The sequence below is a fragment of the Clostridium sp. UBA4395 genome (genome assembly GCF_002390995.1).
Classification (GTDB): Bacteria; Bacillota; Clostridia; order Clostridiales; family Clostridiaceae; genus Clostridium_J; species Clostridium_J sulfidigenes.
Window position 1 is genome coordinate 1 of the sequence record NZ_DGRF01000018.1, and the last position, 18253, is coordinate 18253.

At 28.8% G+C, this 18253-nt stretch carries 21 protein-coding genes and 1 riboswitch; of the genes, 11 read left to right on the plus strand and 10 right to left on the minus strand.

Annotation, left to right across the window (positions count from 1 at the left end; genetic code table 11):
• Nucleotides 1-26: 26 nt before the first annotated feature.
• From B2694_RS01615 to B2694_RS01625, 3 genes are read left to right on the plus strand one after another with little or no spacing between them, the layout of a single operon-like run.
• Nucleotides 27-428, plus strand: a complete 402-nt coding sequence (locus B2694_RS01615; protein WP_346884400.1) for a DUF4440 domain-containing protein — start codon at nt 27-29, stop codon at nt 426-428.
• Between the two features lie 21 nt (nt 429-449).
• Entirely contained in the window at nt 450-1037 is a 588-nt protein-coding gene (locus tag B2694_RS01620; RefSeq protein ID WP_346884277.1) for a hypothetical protein, read from the plus strand.
• Nucleotides 1038-1081: 44 nt separating this feature from the next.
• The gene (locus tag B2694_RS01625; RefSeq protein ID WP_414632700.1) at nt 1082-1597 is read left to right on the plus strand and encodes a GNAT family N-acetyltransferase; all 516 of its coding nucleotides are present in this window, start codon (nt 1082-1084) and stop codon (nt 1595-1597) included.
• Nucleotides 1598-1645: 48 nt separating this feature from the next.
• Here the strand turns inward: B2694_RS01625 and B2694_RS01630 are convergent, their stop codons facing one another.
• Nucleotides 1646-2140 carry a metallophosphoesterase gene (locus B2694_RS01630; RefSeq protein WP_346884278.1) on the minus strand — a complete coding sequence of 165 codons (495 nt, stop codon included), beginning with the start codon at nt 2138-2140 and terminating at the stop codon, nt 1646-1648.
• A gap of 240 nt (nt 2141-2380) precedes the next feature.
• Nucleotides 2381-2587: a DUF378 domain-containing protein gene (locus B2694_RS01635; protein WP_035135773.1), complete on the minus strand. Its 207-nt coding sequence runs from the start codon at nt 2585-2587 to the stop codon at nt 2381-2383.
• A gap of 212 nt (nt 2588-2799) precedes the next feature.
• On the opposite strand from B2694_RS01635, the gene purB reads away from it, so the two are divergent.
• A complete protein-coding gene (gene purB, locus B2694_RS01640) occupies nt 2800-4230 on the plus strand; it encodes an adenylosuccinate lyase (RefSeq protein WP_035135775.1) in 1431 nt (476 codons plus the stop codon).
• Between the two features lie 29 nt (nt 4231-4259).
• Here purB and B2694_RS01645 read toward each other — a convergent pair whose 3' ends face one another.
• The gene (locus B2694_RS01645; protein ID WP_346884279.1) at nt 4260-4946 is read right to left on the minus strand and encodes a type II CAAX endopeptidase family protein; all 687 of its coding nucleotides are present in this window, start codon (nt 4944-4946) and stop codon (nt 4260-4262) included.
• 141 nt (nt 4947-5087) lie between these two features.
• Nucleotides 5088-5189, plus strand: a riboswitch (TPP riboswitch).
• A 94-nt stretch (nt 5190-5283) separates the two neighbouring features.
• Between B2694_RS01645 and thiW the strand changes: the two genes are divergently transcribed.
• The 3 genes from thiW to B2694_RS01660 all read left to right on the plus strand — a co-directional run bounded on the left by thiW (nt 5284) and on the right by B2694_RS01660 (nt 7760).
• Nucleotides 5284-5787, plus strand: coding sequence for an energy coupling factor transporter S component ThiW (gene thiW / locus B2694_RS01650; RefSeq protein ID WP_346884280.1), 504 nt, complete (start codon nt 5284-5286; stop codon nt 5785-5787).
• Between the two features lie 49 nt (nt 5788-5836).
• Nucleotides 5837-6670, plus strand: a complete 834-nt coding sequence (gene thiM / locus B2694_RS01655; RefSeq protein WP_346884281.1) for a hydroxyethylthiazole kinase — start codon at nt 5837-5839, stop codon at nt 6668-6670.
• Between the two features lie 91 nt (nt 6671-6761).
• A complete protein-coding gene (locus tag B2694_RS01660; RefSeq protein WP_346884282.1) occupies nt 6762-7760 on the plus strand; it encodes a tyrosine recombinase XerC in 999 nt (332 codons plus the stop codon).
• 49 nt (nt 7761-7809) lie between these two features.
• Here the strand turns inward: B2694_RS01660 and B2694_RS01665 are convergent, their stop codons facing one another.
• Together B2694_RS01665 and B2694_RS01670 are read right to left on the minus strand one after the other, a co-directional pair.
• The gene (locus B2694_RS01665; RefSeq protein WP_346884283.1) at nt 7810-9411 is read right to left on the minus strand and encodes an ABC-F family ATP-binding cassette domain-containing protein; all 1602 of its coding nucleotides are present in this window, start codon (nt 9409-9411) and stop codon (nt 7810-7812) included.
• A 427-nt stretch (nt 9412-9838) separates the two neighbouring features.
• Nucleotides 9839-10258 carry a hypothetical protein gene (locus tag B2694_RS01670; RefSeq protein ID WP_346884284.1) on the minus strand — a complete coding sequence of 140 codons (420 nt, stop codon included), beginning with the start codon at nt 10256-10258 and terminating at the stop codon, nt 9839-9841.
• Nucleotides 10259-10438: 180 nt separating this feature from the next.
• Here B2694_RS01670 and B2694_RS01675 point away from each other — a divergent pair, with 180 nt between their 5' ends.
• The 3 genes from B2694_RS01675 to B2694_RS01685 all read left to right on the plus strand — a co-directional run bounded on the left by B2694_RS01675 (nt 10439) and on the right by B2694_RS01685 (nt 12024).
• On the plus strand, nt 10439-10930 hold the full coding sequence (locus tag B2694_RS01675) for a YajQ family cyclic di-GMP-binding protein (protein WP_150845522.1): 492 nt from the start codon (nt 10439-10441) through the stop codon (nt 10928-10930).
• A gap of 217 nt (nt 10931-11147) precedes the next feature.
• Nucleotides 11148-11396 (plus strand): AbrB/MazE/SpoVT family DNA-binding domain-containing protein, encoded by a 249-nt coding sequence (locus B2694_RS01680; RefSeq protein ID WP_035135880.1) that lies wholly within the window; start codon nt 11148-11150, stop codon nt 11394-11396.
• 184 nt (nt 11397-11580) lie between these two features.
• On the plus strand, nt 11581-12024 hold the full coding sequence (locus B2694_RS01685) for a MarR family winged helix-turn-helix transcriptional regulator (protein WP_035135877.1): 444 nt from the start codon (nt 11581-11583) through the stop codon (nt 12022-12024).
• Between the two features lie 69 nt (nt 12025-12093).
• Here the strand turns inward: B2694_RS01685 and B2694_RS01690 are convergent, their stop codons facing one another.
• The 4 genes from B2694_RS01690 to B2694_RS01705 form a co-directional block, all read right to left on the minus strand.
• On the minus strand, nt 12094-12957 hold the full coding sequence (locus tag B2694_RS01690) for a hypothetical protein (RefSeq protein ID WP_346884285.1): 864 nt from the start codon (nt 12955-12957) through the stop codon (nt 12094-12096).
• Nucleotides 12958-13410: 453 nt separating this feature from the next.
• Nucleotides 13411-14097 (minus strand): peptidylprolyl isomerase, encoded by a 687-nt coding sequence (locus B2694_RS01695; protein ID WP_346884286.1) that lies wholly within the window; start codon nt 14095-14097, stop codon nt 13411-13413.
• Nucleotides 14098-14234: 137 nt separating this feature from the next.
• A complete protein-coding gene (locus B2694_RS01700; protein ID WP_346848149.1) occupies nt 14235-14837 on the minus strand; it encodes a protein kinase in 603 nt (200 codons plus the stop codon).
• Nucleotides 14838-14903: 66 nt separating this feature from the next.
• A complete protein-coding gene (locus B2694_RS01705) occupies nt 14904-16160 on the minus strand; it encodes a DEAD/DEAH box helicase (protein ID WP_346884287.1) in 1257 nt (418 codons plus the stop codon).
• 114 nt (nt 16161-16274) lie between these two features.
• On the opposite strand from B2694_RS01705, the gene lexA reads away from it, so the two are divergent.
• Entirely contained in the window at nt 16275-16883 is a 609-nt protein-coding gene (gene lexA, locus B2694_RS01710) for a transcriptional repressor LexA (RefSeq protein WP_035132284.1), read from the plus strand.
• Nucleotides 16884-16958: 75 nt separating this feature from the next.
• On the opposite strand, the gene B2694_RS01715 is transcribed toward lexA, so the two are convergent.
• Nucleotides 16959-18242 carry a methionine gamma-lyase family protein gene (locus tag B2694_RS01715; protein WP_346884288.1) on the minus strand — a complete coding sequence of 428 codons (1284 nt, stop codon included), beginning with the start codon at nt 18240-18242 and terminating at the stop codon, nt 16959-16961.
• Nucleotides 18243-18253: the final 11 nt, after the last annotated feature.

Genomic DNA, 18253 nt, shown 5'->3' on the forward strand with positions numbered 1-18253 from the left:
ATGAGTTCATTATACAAGGTGAAATAATGAATTATATCAAAGAACATATATTAGAATTAGAGAATAATTTACTAAAATCAGAAGTAAGAAAATCAGCACAAAAGATAAATGATATATTAACAGATGATTTTATCGAATTTTGTGGCTCAGGAAGAGAATATTATTATGAAAAAGGAGATATATATCAAGATCAAGCTGATGATACTACATTACAGTGGGAAATCTTAGATTTTAATATAAAAGAATTATCAAAGGATTGTATATTAGCCATGTATAAAGTAATAAAGCATAATGAAACTGATGAAAATAAAAAATATTCTCTTCGTAGTTCCATATGGAAATATTGCGATGGAAAATGGAAAATGTTTTTTCATCAAGGAACTTTATCATGTAAATTTGAAATTGAAAATAAATTATTACACAATTAAAATAGTGAGAGAGGTGAAATAATGAATTATTTAAATCGTGCTATAGAATTACATAAAGAAGCTGAAGATATAATTTATAAAGAAGGTATTGACTCTATTCTAAAGAAATATGGACAAGTTAATTATACTGGTAGTTATAGATTTAATTTAATGGCCTGGGAAGATATTGATATGAACATGGTAATGAATGGAGAAGAATTTTCTTTAGATAATTTCTTTAAAATGGGGAGTGAACTTGCAAAGATAAAGAACATTAAACTAATGAAATTTCAAGACTTTGTTAATTACCCTAAGAAAGGACTTCCAAAGGGATTTTATTGGGGAATCCAATATGAAAGTAAGATCACCGATAAAACTTGGAAAATGGATTTGTGGATTGTAGATAAAGAAAGTTTTGAATTTAATAAAAACTATATCTCTAAAGTAATTAAAAATTTAAATGAAGAAAACAGGAGCTTAATCTTAAATGTAAAAAACTCCATTATAAATGAAGAAGGAAGAACTCCATTTACCAGTGGATATTACATTTATGAGGCAATATTATTCAAAGGATTAAAAGATAAAGAATGTATATTTAATTATTTAAAAGAGAAGGGCATTAAAATATAGATTAAAGCTTTAATAAATATATAATATGACAAGGAGTGAGATAGTTGTTTAAATTAGTTAAACCCTCATTATCTATGGAGAAAGAATATATAAACTATGTTACTGAATGGGAAGCTACTGAAGAGAAGATTGTTCCAAATGCAGCTAAACGAGATAGCATGAGTTTCAAAGAGTTAGTAAATAAGTGGGAAGAATATGAATCAGAAAGGATGTATGAGAAAGGACTGGTTCCTTCTTCTATGTATTTTCTGATAGATAATCATAATAAAATTTATGGTGCTATAGATATTAGGCATAGGCTAAATGATTACTTATTACGATATGGAGGACATATTGGATATGGAATAAGACCTTCTCAGAGGAGAAAAGGTTATGCTTCTCAAATGTTAACTCTAGCACTACCCATAGCTAAAGAATTAGGCATAAATAAGGTATTAATTACTTGTGACAAAAATAATGTAGGTTCAGCTAAAACCATTATGAATAATGGTGGAATTCTAGAAAATGAAGTTATTAATGGAAATGAAGTAACTCAAAGATATTGGATAGAATTTAAGTAAAAAGTTCATACACAAATAAAAACCATCTTCGAAAAGATGGCTTTTATTTTATAATTCTACGCTCTTTAATTCAGCAGTAACTATAACTCCCTCATCATCAATTTCTATGAAGCCTATATATTTTCCTTTAGCCCATGGAGAAGGCTTAGGGATACTGCCAGGATTCATAAATATAGTATTTCTATATTCTTCTTTAAGAGGTATATGGGTATGACCAAAGAGTACCACATCTGCACCAATGCTCTCTGCTTTTATAGCTATACTATTCATGGTACTTTTAACATTATATAAATCTCCATGGGTAAAGAAAATTTTTAGTCCATTAATAGTAATAGTATCTTCTTTAGGATATGTATTAGAAAAATCACAGTTTCCAGCCACTACATATATTTCACCTTTGAAAGTTTTTTCTAAGAGTTTTACGTCTTCTATGCAATCTCCTAGATGAATAACTATATCAGATTTTAAATTATTTATATATTTTGAAGCTACTTTTAAAGCTCTTTCATTATGATGAGTATCACCAATAAAAGCAATTTTCATGTTATCCCTCCAATAAGTATATATTTCCGTAAAATATTATACCATTATTCTTTGGTATAGAGGCTAAATGAGTCTATTTTATTCTAATATTCCAATGACACATCCTCTGAGATCCCCATGAACAGTACAACTATTTAACTATTTATATTTTTTCATAGTTTAATAGTTTCCTACATAAAAATAGAAATAGTTCCATATATAAATATTTACATATAGAACTATTTCTTAATATTAAAGATACTATTTTTTATTGAGACAATATAAAAATCTAATCATATTTATGCCTGCTAGTCCTACTAATATATATATTGCTCTAACTAGCATATCTGAAAAACTAAAGATGAAATGAACAAGATCAAAATTGAAGAGTCCAAATATTCCCCAATTAATTGCGCCTATAATAACAAGTACAAATGATATTTTGTCTAATAAATTAATTTTGCACATAAAAACTTCCCCCCATTTTAATTATATTATGATATGTTTAAATCCATTAATATATTTTATGTTTAATATATATGATATATTTGGATAAAATAGAACAATGAGAATAACCTATTATTATAAATAACACGAATTTTAATTGGACTTATATTTATATAATATGTTATAATAGTGAATGATATTAGATAAAAAAACATTTTTGTACGGAGGTTACTATGAGAGATACATATAATTCACCATTAAATTCTAGATATGCATCTAAGGAAATGAGCTATATTTTTTCTGAGGAAATGAAATTTAAAACTTGGAGAAAACTTTGGGTTGCATTAGCTGAGGGAGAACAAGAATTAGGATTAAATATTACTGATGAACAAATAAAAGAGCTTAGAGACAATATTGAAAACATTGACTATGAATTAGCTGCTGCTAGAGAAAAAGAAGTTAGACATGATGTAATGAGTCATGTATATGCTTATGGGGTTGTAGCTCCATCTGCTAAAGGAATAATACATCTAGGAGCTACTAGCTGTTATGTAGGTGACAATACGGACCTACTTATTATGAGAGATGCTCTTATATTAATTAGAAAAAAAGTAATAAATGTGTTAGATCAACTAAGCAAGTTTGCTTTAAAATATAAAGACGTTCCAACTCTTGGATTTACACATCTTCAACCGGCTCAGCTTACAACTGTAGGAAAGAGAGCTACTCTTTGGATGCAAGAGTTATTAATGGATTTAGAAAACCTTGATTTTGCAATTGATAAAATGAAATTTAGAGGAGTTAAGGGAACAACAGGAACTCAAGCTAGCTTTATGTCTTTATTTAACAATGATGAAGAAAAAGTTAAAGAACTTGATAAAATTGTATGTAAAAAAATGGGCTTTGAAAAAGCATATCCTGTTACTGGCCAAACTTACTCTAGAAAATTAGATTCTATAATATTAAATACATTATCTGAAGTAGCACAAAGTGCATACAAATTTAGTAATGATATGAGACTTCTTCAAAACATGAAGGAAATGGAAGAACCTTTTGAAAAGCATCAGATAGGATCTTCAGCTATGGCATATAAGAGAAATCCTATGAGAAGTGAAAGAATTAGTGCACTTTCAAGATATATAATTGTAAACTCTCTTAACCCGGCAATTACTGCTGCAACTCAATGGTTTGAAAGAACACTAGATGATTCTGCTAATAAACGTATATCCGTTGCAGAAGCTTTCTTAGCTCTTGATGGAGTGCTTAACCTGTATATAAACATAACTTCTAATATGGTGGTATATGAAAAGGTAATAGCTGCCCATGTTAATAGCGAGTTACCATTTATGGCTACAGAAAATATTATGATGGAAGCTGTTAAGCGTGGAGGGGATAGACAAGAACTTCATGAAAAAATAAGAGTTCATTCTTTAGCTGCTGCAAGACAAGTAAAAGAGTTTGGAGAAAAGAATGATTTAATAGAAAGAATATTAGCTGATGAATCCTTTGGATTATCAAAAGAAGAGATTCTATCTATAATAGATCCAAGTAAGTTTACTGGAAGATCTAGTGGGCAGGTAGTTGATTTTATAGAGGAATATATAAACCCTATATTAGAAGCTCATAAAAATGAATTAGGTGAAGAAGTAGAAATAAACGTATAATATAAAATAAGCTGAAAGGCCAATGCATTTCAGCTTATTTTTATGATGCCAAAGAGGATAAATCCCACAGTGTTAATAGCTAAATTAGCGGACATATGAACTATCCATGAGACATAAATATTATTAAACCTTTCATTAAGGTAATTAAAAAGAAGTCCAGCTATAAATAGTGAAACTATAAGCAAAATGAACAGTGGGGGAGTAAACCAATTATTCATAATAGCCACATGATAAATTGCAAAGGCTAAAGCACTAAAAATATAAGCAGCTTTTCTTGAACTTACCTGTTTTAAAGATAAGAAGGAAAAACCACGGAAGAAAAACTCTTCCAATAGGGAATTAACTGATGTAATATATAGTGCTACAAATAAAAAGTTTTCTTTAGTTACTCCTAAATTATTCTCTAAATTAGTAGTGACCATAGAAAAATCAAAAAATGGACCTAGAATAGAATAAGCTCCTAGTATAAATACATATACAACTATACCAAATATAAGTGCAAAAAATATGCTTTTTTTACTTCCTTTAAAAAGTGCTTTAAAGGAAATAGCTCTCTGTTTTATACATACAATTAAGGGCAATAGTAAAAAGATACATATTTTTATTAAAGACTTTGTAAAATAATTAGGTACAATTAAAATTTCCACTAAGGCCATAATAATACAACCTAATATTACTACTAAAATAATAGATAGAGTGGCTTGTTTATTTTCCATAGATCATCCTCCTTGAAAATTTTATGTATATAGCTTTAAATAATGACTCAAGGCTTTAAAATAATTATAGCATATTATTTTTCTAAAATAGCAAGTATATCCTTAATTGACTATAGTAATTCATTATGATAATATTTAGTTAACTTAATATTCGGGAGCTTGTGTACAGGCTGAGAGGGAGTGTAAACTTCGACCGTACCTGATTTGGATAATGCCAACGTAGGAAGTAGATTTATATAATTATAGGTATACCACTTAGTTGGTATGCCTTTTATTTTTGTTCATATAGGGGAGGGTAAGTAATTTAAAAATATTGATTTTGAGGGGATGATATGTAATGTTAAAAACAAAAAAACTAACTTTAGCTGGAATTTTCATTGCCATGGGAGTAATTTTATCTACAGCTATTGTTATACCAGTAGGAATTGCAAAATGTGCTCCAGTTCAGCATTTGATAAATGTTTTATCAGCTGTTATTTTAGGTCCTTTTTATGGAGTAGCTATAGCTTTCCTTACTTCCATAATTAGAGTGCTTATTGGTACAGGTACCTTCCTAGCTTTTCCTGGAAGTATGTGTGGAGCTCTTTTGGCTGGAATCCTATATAAATATAATAAAAAAATAACTATTGCATCCATAGGAGAAATCTTCGGTACAGGGGTAATAGGAGCTTTAATAGCCTATCCGGTAGCAAAGTTTATCCTATCAAAGGAAGCGGCTCTATGGGGCTTTGTGGTGCCATTTAGCATAAGCTCTATTGGTGGCACACTAATTGCTGTACTATTTTTAATAGCTCTTAAAAAAACAGGAGTATTAGATAAAGTTTCTAATAAAGGTAATTAGAGCTTAACATCTTAGTATTTTAAAATAGATCTTAGGGAGAGGATATAAAATGATTAAAGATATTTTAGATTCAGCAAGAAAAACCAACCCTCTTGTGCACAATATAACTAATTATGTAGCAGCTAATGATTGTGCTAATATAACCTTAGCTTGTGGTGGTTCTCCTATTATGTCAGATGATCCAGAGGAAGTAGAGGAGATAACCACCTTATGTAATGCTTTAGTAATGAATTTAGGTACTTTAAATCCAAGAAAGTTAGAAGCCATGATTAAGGCAGGGAGGAGAGCTAATAAATTAAAGCATCCTGTAATATTGGATCCTGTGGGTATTGGTGCATCATCCTTTAGACAACAGGCTGTAAAGGAACTTTTAAACACTGTAGATTTTCAAGTTATAAAAGGTAATATATCTGAAATAAAAACTATAGGAAAGAAAAAAACTATATGTAAGGGTGTAGATGCCAGTGAAATTGAGTCTATAACGGAAGATAATATAGCAGGTGCAATTACTCTAGCTACGGAGCTTTCTAAGGATCTAGGGGCAATTATAGCCATTACAGGGTCTATAGATATAGTTGCAGATAAAGATTTTGTATATATTATTAGAAATGGACATCCATCTATGAGAAATGTCACCGGAACAGGATGTATGCTTTCATCAATTATAGGAGTTTTAGTTGGTGCTAATCGTCATAAAATCTTTGATGCAACGGTAACTGCTTTCTGTATTATGGGAGTATGTGGTGAACTTGCTTATAATAAAATAGTAGAAAAGTTTCAGGGAAGTGGATCTTTAAAAATACATTTGATTGATTCTGTGAGTAATATAGATTATAAAATTTTAGAAGAAAAAATTAAAATAGAAAAGTTTTTAAAAAATTAAAGGATTTTTACCTCTCTTCATAGAATAATTAATGTCGTGAAATGTAAGTTTCGCGACATTATGCTATAAAAATTAAAGGGGAATGGATTTTATGGATTCGAAATTAAATTATATGCAAGATAATTCTCTACCCAAAATACTAAAGGATTATTTAAGTTACCTTTCTTCTGTTAAAGGTGTTTCTAGCAATACTTTAGTTGCCTATGCTTATGATCTAACTTTATTCTTTAAATTTCTTAAAGTACATAATAATGAAGTACCTTTATCACAGGATGTAATTTTTGAAAATATTCCTATTGATAACATCTCTTCTGATTATCTTAAAAATTTAGAATTGGTTGATTTTTACACCTATCTATCCTTTTTAGAGAATATGAGAGAAAATGGAACCTATGCAAAAGCAAGAAAAGTTGCCTCTCTAAAGTCCTTTTTTCACTATTTATGTTCTAAAGCTAAAATTATACCTACAGATCCTACTTTAGATTTAGAAAGTCCTAAAATAGGAAAGCGCTCCCCCATTTACTTAACTTTAGATGAAAGTAGAGATTTATTAGCTGTAGCTAATAATAGAGATAAAAATTCACCTAGGGATTTATGTATAATTACCCTATTTTTAAACTGTGGTGTTAGACTATCAGAACTTTGCAGCATCAATATTGCCAATATTAAAGGTGATACCCTTACTGTCATTGGTAAAGGAAATAAAGAAAGGACTATTTATCTTAATAGAGCATCAATTAAGGCTATAAATAAGTATCTTGTTGTAAGAAATGATATTGCAGATAAAGTTCATAGTGAGGATAGAGAGGCTCTATTCATAAGTGGAAAGTATAGAAGAATTAATAAACGTACTGTAGAAAGAATAATAAAAAAATATGTAGGTGCAGCAGGTCTTGATACTGATAAATACACACCTCATAAATTAAGGCATACCTCTGCAACATTACTTCATAAACATGGTGGTGTAGATGTTAAAACTCTCCAAGAGATATTAGGTCATGAAAATGTAAGTACTACTCAAATATATGTTCATGTTGATGATGAAACCCTAAGAGAGGCTATTAACACTCACCCCTTAGGGGATGAATAATAAAGAAGGATAGCAGCTATCAAATCTATGGCTACTATCCTTCTTTTTATTACTTTTTATATTTTATATCTCTCAATTCAGATATACGCCTGCTCGTATTCAAAAATTCTTTTTCATAATTTAACTTAGCATCCTTTTCTAATGAAGGATCATCTAGTAAACCACTTAGCTGAGAAAGTCGACACTGAAGTATTAATATTTCATCTTTATTAACCTTTAATTTACTATTACTAGTCTTATTACAAGTGAAAAACTCAATTATCTCAGTATGATTTCCAGTAAAATTAATAATTTTGTTATTTTCTATTTTTAGAATTCTATTACATACTGTAGAAATTAAATGTCTATCATGGGAAACTACCAAAGCTGTTCCAGAATAACTTTTTAAAAGCAAACTTACACTTTCTTTAGATAAGATATCCATATAATTAGTTGGCTCATCAAGAATTATTAAATCAGGATTTTCAATAATTATTTTAGTAAATATTACTCTGCATTTTTCGCCCATACTTAAGTTTTTAATTAATGTATTTACTCTATCCCCTTTTATAAATACACTTCCTAAATATAACCGAATTATATTTTCAGTTTCATTGGTGGTTAATAAATAGTCTAATATAGTTATTTCTTCATTTACTACTTCTAGATATTGAGATAAACTGCTAATTTTCATATTTGTGTTTAAATAAACATCACCAATGTAATTCTTATCTTCACCTAGAAGAATATTTAGTAATGTAGTCTTCCCACTACCATTATTGCCAATGATGCCGACTTTATCTCCACCGTTTATAGTAAAATTCCCATCTTTAAATAATAATTTCTTATCGAAGGATTTACTAAGATTTTCAACTCTTATGGCTGTTTTAAAACTATTATTATTATTAAGTATAAGTTTAATTGAAGAATTATCCTTTATTCTTTCAACTCCATTTTCTTTTAATTTTTCTAACTTTTTTTCTTTTGATCTCATTATAGAAACATGCTTTTTACTTAATGCCCTTAAGTGGTCATTAGTACCCGCCATTTTGTGTGCTTTGTTAAACCATTGTTTTCTTTGACTGATATTTTCTTTCAAAGCTCTTATTTCCTGTTGTTGTTTGTTATATAAATTTTTATTGGTTATCTTTTCCATTAATAGCTGTTTTTCATAGGAAGAATAGTTACCTTCATAGGTTTTTATTCCGTTATTACTTAAAACGAAGGTCTTATTTGTAACTTCATCCAAGAAAAACCTATCATGACTTATTATAATCATAGGTTTGTTTATAGAATTTATAAGCCTTTCTAACCATTGAACACCACTTAAATCTAAATGATTTGTAGGCTCATCTAGTATAAACAAATCATAGTTGCTATGAAATATATTAAGAATTTCTTTTTTAGTAGCTTCACCACCACTTAAAAAAGTATTACCATTATATAATTTTTCATCTATAATTCCGATAAGAATATTTGAAGGAATATAATTAACACTTCCTTCATCGTAGGAAATCTCCTTAGTTATTATTTGTTTTAAGGTACTTTTACCTACGCCATTTTCTCCTATCAGACCTATCTTAAAATTATCTCCTATTTCAAAACTTATATTTTTTAAAATTGTACGATTTTGAAAGGATTTAGAAATATTTTTTATAATTATTTTACCCATTTATAACACTCCTTTTAATAAAGTCTATCAAAAGGCAATGGTGGTACTTCAATTTTAAGAAACAAAAAAGGTTTTAATCACAATAAGCAATTAAAACCAAACTTACAACTCTATTATTAATTCATATAATATAAACTGGTTAAGGGTTAATAGAAACTATTAAAATAAATTAATTATAGCAAACTATAGTTACATACCTTCGCCTATCAAAACATTATTATACTTATTATATGATTAGAATTAAAAGAATAGATTACCACTGCCTAATTAATTGCACAACAAAAAACATAAAACTATATTTAAACTGTAATAAGTATTTATTTTGTTATGCTTACAAAATTAATTAAGAATAGTAATGCTCATTCTTTTGTACCTCCGTAGTAAAATATTATAAAACTATTATATCATATTTAATAGTTTTGTGTAGCTATCTTTTATTATTTACTACATATAAACCTGGATATTCTTCATGTAGCAGTCCATCTGTACCCGTTTCCTCCATAAGTTCATCCATGCCTTCTACATCAGATATATAATCCCAATTAGATTCATCATCTAGAGCATCTATATATGGTATTTCATCTTCTTCTAATGTTACTACATCTTCTTGAAAGCTATCATCTTCTTCAATTGTATCAAAATCACTAAAGTCTTCCAAATCGATTTTAATTTCTTCTTCTTTATTCTTTTCAAATACCTCATCTATTTTTACAGCCTTAACATCATATCCTTCAATCTCTAGACATTTACCACAGTTATCACAGATCTTATCTCTATTGTATTCACATACATTGCACTCTCCACAATCATTACATACTTTCTTTTCATCAAAAATACAGTATTTCATTATCATCACTTCCTGTTTTATCTTTATTAAATCATTAGACTATTTTAACAAAACTATTGAAAAACATCAACTAAAAATAAATCTAAATTTTTTAAAATTTATATAGACATTTTTAAATATATAAATTATTATATATTTATATGTTTTTTACATATAGATTATTTTAAGGAGGTTCTAAGTATGGCAAGTTCATATTCCTTTGATGTGGTTTCTGAAATTAATATGCAAGAAGTTGACAATGCTATTAATCAAGCTCTAAAGGAAATTAAACAAAGATATGACTTTAAAGGCACTAAGACAGAAATAACTTTACTAAAAGATGAAGTTAAGATCATATCTGACGATGAGTTTAAGTTAGATACTGTAATCGATATACTTAAGGGGAAATTTATTAAAAGAGGTGTCTCTTCCAAAGCTCTTGAGGTTGGTAAAATTGATTCAGGTTCTCTAGGTACAGCTAAAGTTAATTGTAAATTAATAAAAGGTATCTCTACTGAGAAAGCTAAAGCTATGGTGGCAGATATTAAGGCTAGTAAAATAAAAGTTCAGCCTCAAATTATGGATGATCAGTTAAGAATATCTGGAAAGAATAAGGATGATTTACAAGAAACAATGCAGCTATTAAAATCTAAAGACTATGGTATAGATGTACAATTTACCAACTATAGGTAAGGTTTGCATTTGTAAAATATGACAAATGCAAAAAATCTCTGTTAAAATTTAAAAGAATAAGTTATAATAGATATATATTAACTATTAATGTATAATTTAATGGGAATTGGATAATTTAATAATGTATACAAATTACAATAATTATATATAATAGTTATATATAATCCCACTTATACTTATGAAAAAATAAATAACAAACATTTAGGAGGAAAATATTATGAAATCAACAGGTATAGTAAGAAAAGTAGACGAATTAGGAAGAATAGTAATTCCAATAGAGTTAAGAAGAACTTTAGACATCGAGATAAAAGATGCTTTAGAAATTTATGTAGATAGAGATCAAATCATATTAAAAAAATATGAGCCAGCATGTTTATTCTGTGGTAATGCTAGAGACGTTAAAAACTACAAAGGTAAAAATATTTGTGAAGAATGTCTTGATAGTATTGCTAAAATGCAAGAATAATAAATTCTTACATAATTAATTTAAAATACAAAAACAGCATTTTGATTTTAATTCAAGATGCTGTTTTTTATTGAATTTTATCATTGAATTGTAATTAATTGACTATATTCGAAAGAAAGTGTATAATAATACAGAAGTATAATAAACTTTAACGTTTTTTATAATATAATTTAGGAGTGATTTTTTGAAAATTTATGAAGATCCACAAATAGAAAAGATAGAGAAACTATTAAGAAGAGTATGCTTTTATATAAAGAAAAAAGGAAGAACTATATTGGAAGATTATGATATTACTCCTGCACAATTTGAAGCTTTACAAATTATAGTAAATCATAAAGAAGTAACCATTAGTGAACTTAGCAATAAACTATATCAAGCCCCTAGCACCATCACTGATTTAGTTGATAGAATGGAAAGTAAGGATCTTGTCAAGAGAGTTAGAGATTCAAAAGATAGACGAATAGTTAGAATAGAAGGTTTAGAAAAGGGACATAACATATTAGAAGCAGTAATTATGGAAAGATGTAAATTTCTCGATTATTCATTAGAAAACGTTTCTAAAGAAGACAAGGATAGTTTTACTGAATATTTAGATATACTAGAACATGCTTATACAGAAGGTAAATAACAAAAATGCTGGAGCCTACCTAATTTAAAAATTAGAAATACTTCAGCATTTTTTATACTATTTTTTATATTATTTATTGTTGTTTATATCATCTCTTATTTTCAGTAGTAATTGTTCTTTATCGTCCATCAATTTAGAAATTTTATCATCATAATGAGATTTCATAGACCAAATTTCTTTTCTGTACTCTTCCTCTTTTTGCAACACTTCTTTTTGCATAGAAATCCTTATTTCATTATCTTTTAATCTTAATTCTCTGCTAAACTCCTCTGAGATCTGCTTAATCTTATTTTCATAAGAACTCTTCATATCCTGAATTTCATCTTCTAATGCAATACTATGATTTAATTCCTCATTTAATTTATTAGTAAGGCTTTCCTTTTCTCTCTCTAGGTTTTTTAAGTTCTCTTCCATGTTTCGGTTTATCGCTCTTAAACTTTCTGCTTCATTTTTATAGGCATTTAACTCATTTACCTTATCCTTTAACATGAGGTTTAACTCTCTATATCCCTTGATATCTTCTCTCTCTTTTTCTAAAAGTTCTTTATATTCCTTTAACGAATCCTTTAGTTCTTTATTATGAGACTTTAAATCTTCTAGTTCTTTTTTTAAACCTTCTATATTCACCTTTAATTTTTCACTTCTATTAGTCTCTTCCTCTAAAGTTCCTTTAAAACTATTAATAACTTCAGAGTTCTTAACCTTGCTCTTTTCTATCATATTTATGTATATATCTAAAATTCTTTTTGTTATGCTCTGTAACTCTTCTACATCGCTTTTGATAAAGTCTGTACCCGTTGAAGCTTTGTTTAATTCGTAGTTCCTTATTATAAGATCCATGAATTCTTTATTATTTATCCCCTCTACCTCAGCTAAACTTTGAAATTTCTCTTTTAGTTCCTCGCTTATCCTTACGCTTAAAATTGAATCCATTAATTACACATCCTTAAAATTTATAAAATTACACCTTGATTTAAGTATACATTATTTTACCTTTGTAAACAAGTATTTTATACATGTTTACAATACGTGTACATCATGTAAATATATTTTTATTGCAAATTATTATAACTATCATTCAATATAACTAACATTATATTGAATGATAGTTATATTGAAATAATTAAGTAGTAATAAAAGAGGAAGTAGATGAAAAATGTGTATACGTAGGAAAATTAAACACTTCAAAAAGAGGTAGCAGTGTATTTATCCGATGAGAACAACGAGCAGCTACGTTTTCTCCTAAAAGACAACGACTTCTTAGTATTAAAAATACTGATACTAAGAAGTCTGTTAGTAAGCTTCAGTTCGAAAATCTCTCTGAAGCAAAGAACTCAGTTTATAAAAAAATAAACCTAGCCATAACACAGCTAGGTTTATTTAAAATTATTTTGTATATTTTACAGGTTCATTATAAGTAACTCCAAAGGTATCTACTGAAATGGATTTAATTTTTATATCCTTCTTAGGTCTATCATCATTGCCAGTTTCTACTTGTTCTATAGAGTCTACTACATCCATACCTTCTATAACCTTACCAAAGGCTGCATAGTCTCCATCTAAATGAGTGGCGTCTTTGCTCATAATAAAAAATTGAGATCCAGCAGAATTCTTATCATTTGATCTAGCCATAGATATAACACCCTTAGTATGTAAAAGAGTGTTTTCAAACTGGTTATTTGTAAATTCACCATATATGGAGTAGTCAGTTCCACCCATTCCAGTTCCTTCTGGATCTCCACCTTGAATCATAAAGCCTGAAATTACTCTATGAAATATTAGACCATCATAAAATTTACTATTAGCAAGACTTATAAAGTTTCTAACGGTATTAGGTGCTATTTCGGGATAAAGCTCCAGCTTTATAGTTTTTCCGTCTTCCATTTCTATGGTAGCCACTGGATTTTTATCCCCTTCCTTCTTCTCCGTTTCCTTTGAAAGATATATTTCTTTATTATCATTACTTCCAGTATTAGTTTCCTCTTTACTAGTCTTATTAGAGGTACTGCATCCTATTAATGCAAGGGAAAGTATTGCTGTAATAATCAAAGTTCCTAATGTACTTTTTTTCATTTAAAACGTCTCCTTTCATAGGTTTATATGTTTTACTAGATAAGTTTACCATTGTATCTTTTAAAATAAAACCTATAATTAGTTAATTTTTGATTAAAATTATCAAATTAAACACAAAAGCTCTAAGACTGTCATTCTTAGAGCTTTTTATCTTTCTCAGCTAATTTTTTTAGATATTCTTTAAATTGACTTCTCCAAGATTCGTATAGATTCCTATCTATTCTTTGTAGATAATAAAAAAATTCACCTATACTATCTCTCTTTAGTATACCTCTCATCAGATGCCGTGGAAAAGGCATCTCCCTATCAAAGTTATCCTTTGGATCTATAACTTTGATAGAAAAGTCCTCTTGTACATAAAGATCCTTGCAACGTATATCTAACTTTTTATAACCAAGTTCTTTAAAATCATTTATTAAATCTACTAGGCTTCTTACTAGTTTCTGATTTAGAGGGTTATGATTTAGATACTTATCAAGTCTTATCCCATCTACAAACTCTCTTACAATAAAAAAATCTCCATAGTCAAAAACCTTAGGAAAGGATGGATGATGCATAGATGATTTAAGAATTATATACTCTGTTTCGCAAACTTTTTTATCATTAAATATTTTTATAATTCTATTATTATCAATTCTATATACCACTCCATTATTGCCCTTTCCTAGGAATTTAGAACTCCTTATAATGTTCTCCACTTCATCACTTAAGTAAATTGCATTTGTAAAATGTCTAGACATAATTCCTCCCTAGATAGAACTCTATTAGATTATATGCATAAGATATACTTTATATTATCCTTATACCTATCTTTTATCTCTTTTGTCTTTTTTAGTAGTATTCTTCCTAGGTTTTGATGATTTCTCAGATGGTTTTGACCTTTTATCTGAAGGTGCATTACTCTTCTTATAGTTTTTAACCACAACAGCTACATCTTCAATATTTCCGTGAGATATAGTCTTCTCAGTAAGATTAAAATTCAGTTTTTTACTATAAGCTTTCAATTGCGCTATCTCCTTAGGTGAAATAATAGATATAACAGTACCGCTTTTATCTCCACGAGCTGTTCTACCACTTCTATGCACATAAGTATTTATATCTTCTGGTAAGTCTACATTGAATATATGAGTAACGTCCTCTATATCCAATCCCCTTGCAGATAAGTCTGAAGATACCAAAAGGTTTATACGCTCTGATTTAAAGTCTAACATGGTTTTTTGTCTTTGATTTTTAACAAAACTACCATGTATTCCATCCACCTTTAGTCCATGGTATTTTAGCTTAGTAGTTAATATTTCTATTTCATCACTTTTATTAATAAAGGCAATAGCTTTTCTAGGATTTATACTTGCCATTAATTTTCTAAGAATAAGTATCTTATCCCGCCTATCACAAACTATATATAAATTGTTTATGTTAGGATTTATAGTTGAATCATCATTACACTTTATGATTTTAGGGGATTTCATTAAGCTTTCCCCTATACTTAAAGCTTCCTCTGTTAAAGTGGCAGAAGTCATTACTAATTGTCTATCTCTAAGTGTAGTTTTTATAACATCCTTAACTATATTTAAATTATTTTTGTCTAAAAGTTTATCACACTCATCAATTACTATAGTTTTAACTGTATGAGCACTTATTTTTTTCATTTTTATTAGCTCTAGTATTCTTCCTGAAGAACCTATTACAAATTGAGGTTTTTCCTTTAGTTTTTCAACCTGTCTTTTTATATTTACATCCCCCATGATAACTGTAGACTTTATATTCAAAGAAGATTTATCTCCCAAAGTACTTAAAACTTCATTTACTTGAAGGGCTAATTCATGGGTAGGAACTAAGACTATAAATTGATTTTCTCTTTTTTCATAATCAATTCTCTCAATTAGTGGTAGCAAATAAGCCAAGGTTTTACCACTGCCTGTTTCACTTTGCATTATCACATCCATATTTTCTGATATTTTAGGAATTGATAATTCTTGTATTAGAGTTGGCTTGATTATTTTTAATTCCTCCAATACCTTTATTATTTCCGCATTTATATTTAATTCTAAAAAATTTTCCATTTTTTCATCTCCAGTTTTTATTTAAATTTACTACAATAATTTTCCTTTATGAGAACAAAGGTTTGATATTATTTATTTCTTATGGTATAATTATCTAGATTGAGAGGTGTTTTCATGATTGAAATTAAAAGTGGTAAACAATCAGAAATTTATGAGTTTATTAAAAATCAAGTTAATACTAAAGGATATCCCCCTTCAGTAAGAGAAATTTGTGAAGCTGTAAATTTAAGTTCAACATCTACGGTTCATGGTCATCTTACTAGACTTGAGAAAAAAGGCTTAATAAGACGTGACCCAACTAAACCAAGGGCAATAGAATTACTGCAAGAACCTCATAATAAAAAAGAAATGATTAATATTCCTATTATAGGTAAAGTTACAGCTGGAATTCCTATCCTTGCCCAAGAAAGTATAGAAGATTATCTAACTATCCCCCTTGACTTTGTAAACAGTACAAATGAATTATTTATACTTAAAGTTCAAGGTGACAGTATGATAGAAGCTGGAATCCATGATAAAGACTTAGCTATAATAGAAAAAACTTCTATTGCATCTAACGGGGATATTGTAGTTGCTCTAATAGAAAATGAAGCCACTATAAAAACTTTTTTTAAAGAAGATGGGCATATTAGACTACAACCAGAAAACTCCACCATGGAGCCAATAATTGTTGACGATTGCAAAATCTTAGGTAAACTATCAGGAATCTATAGAAAATATTAAGAAGCTATAATAGCTTCTTAATATTTTTTATATAATAAAATAAATTTATTATATATCTATTAATTTAACTCCTAATTAAGATAATATTCTAGATATAGCCATTAAAACTCCAACTTTTCCATGATCAAAGGTCAATCCACCTTGAAGATATGTTATATATGGCTCTCTTATTGGAGCATCAGCAGAAAGTTCAATGGAAGAACCTTGTATAAATGCACCCGCAGCCATAATTACTTCATCTTCATAACCAGGCATAGCCCAAGGTTCACATTCTACAAAGGAATCTATTGGAGAACCAGCTTGAATACCCTTACAAAACTGAATTAATTTATCTTTATCATTAAATTTAACAGCTTGTATGATATCACTTCTCTTAGTATCATATTTGGGGAGTACCTCAAAGCCTAAAAGTTCCATTACCCTTGAACAGAATATAGCTGTCTTTACAGCTTCCATAGCCACGTGAGGAGCTAAAAATAATCCTTGATATAAACTTCTCATTACACCAAAGGTAGAACCACACTCTCCGCCTATACCTGGAATGGTCAATCTATATGCTGCTTGAGTTACATAGGCTTCTTTACCTGCTATGTAACCACCTGTTGGAGCAATTCCTCCACCAATATTTTTTATTAAAGAACCAGCTATAAGATCAGCTCCTACATCTGTTGGCTCTATAGTATCTATAAATTCGCCATAACAGTTATCAACAAAGCAAATTACTTCTGGTTTGATCTCTTTAATTGACTTTATTATTTCACCGATTTCCTCTACTAACAGTGCATTTCTCCACCCATATCCTGTAGATCTTTGAATATGTACAAGTTTTATGCTATGGTCTTCTTTTAAAGTCTTTTGAACCTCTTCAATATTAACTTTACCTGCACTTGTCAACTCTAATTGCTTATAGTTTACCCCATATTCCTTTAAAGAGCCTATATTTACATCCTTAGTTATTCCTATAATGTTATGTAAGGTATCATAAGGTGAACCACATATACTCAGCATTGTATCTCCTGGTCGTAGGTTGCCAAATAAAGCACATCCAATAGCATGAGTTCCATTTACAAAGTGTGGCCTAACTAGGGCTGCTTCTGTATTAAATACTCTAGCGAAAACCTTATCTAAAGTATCTCTACCAACATCACCATAACCATATCCACTAGAATTAGTAAAATGCATATCACTAACTCTTTCAGCTTGCAAGGCACTAAGAACTTTTAATTGATTATATTCTCGAATATCATCCATCATAGAAAATTGCTCTTGAATATCCTTTAAAGCTTCTTCTGATACTTTAAAAACTTCTTCATCTATTTTAAAGTTATTTATTAAAAACTCTTTAGTTTTTTCTATCATAAAAAATCGCT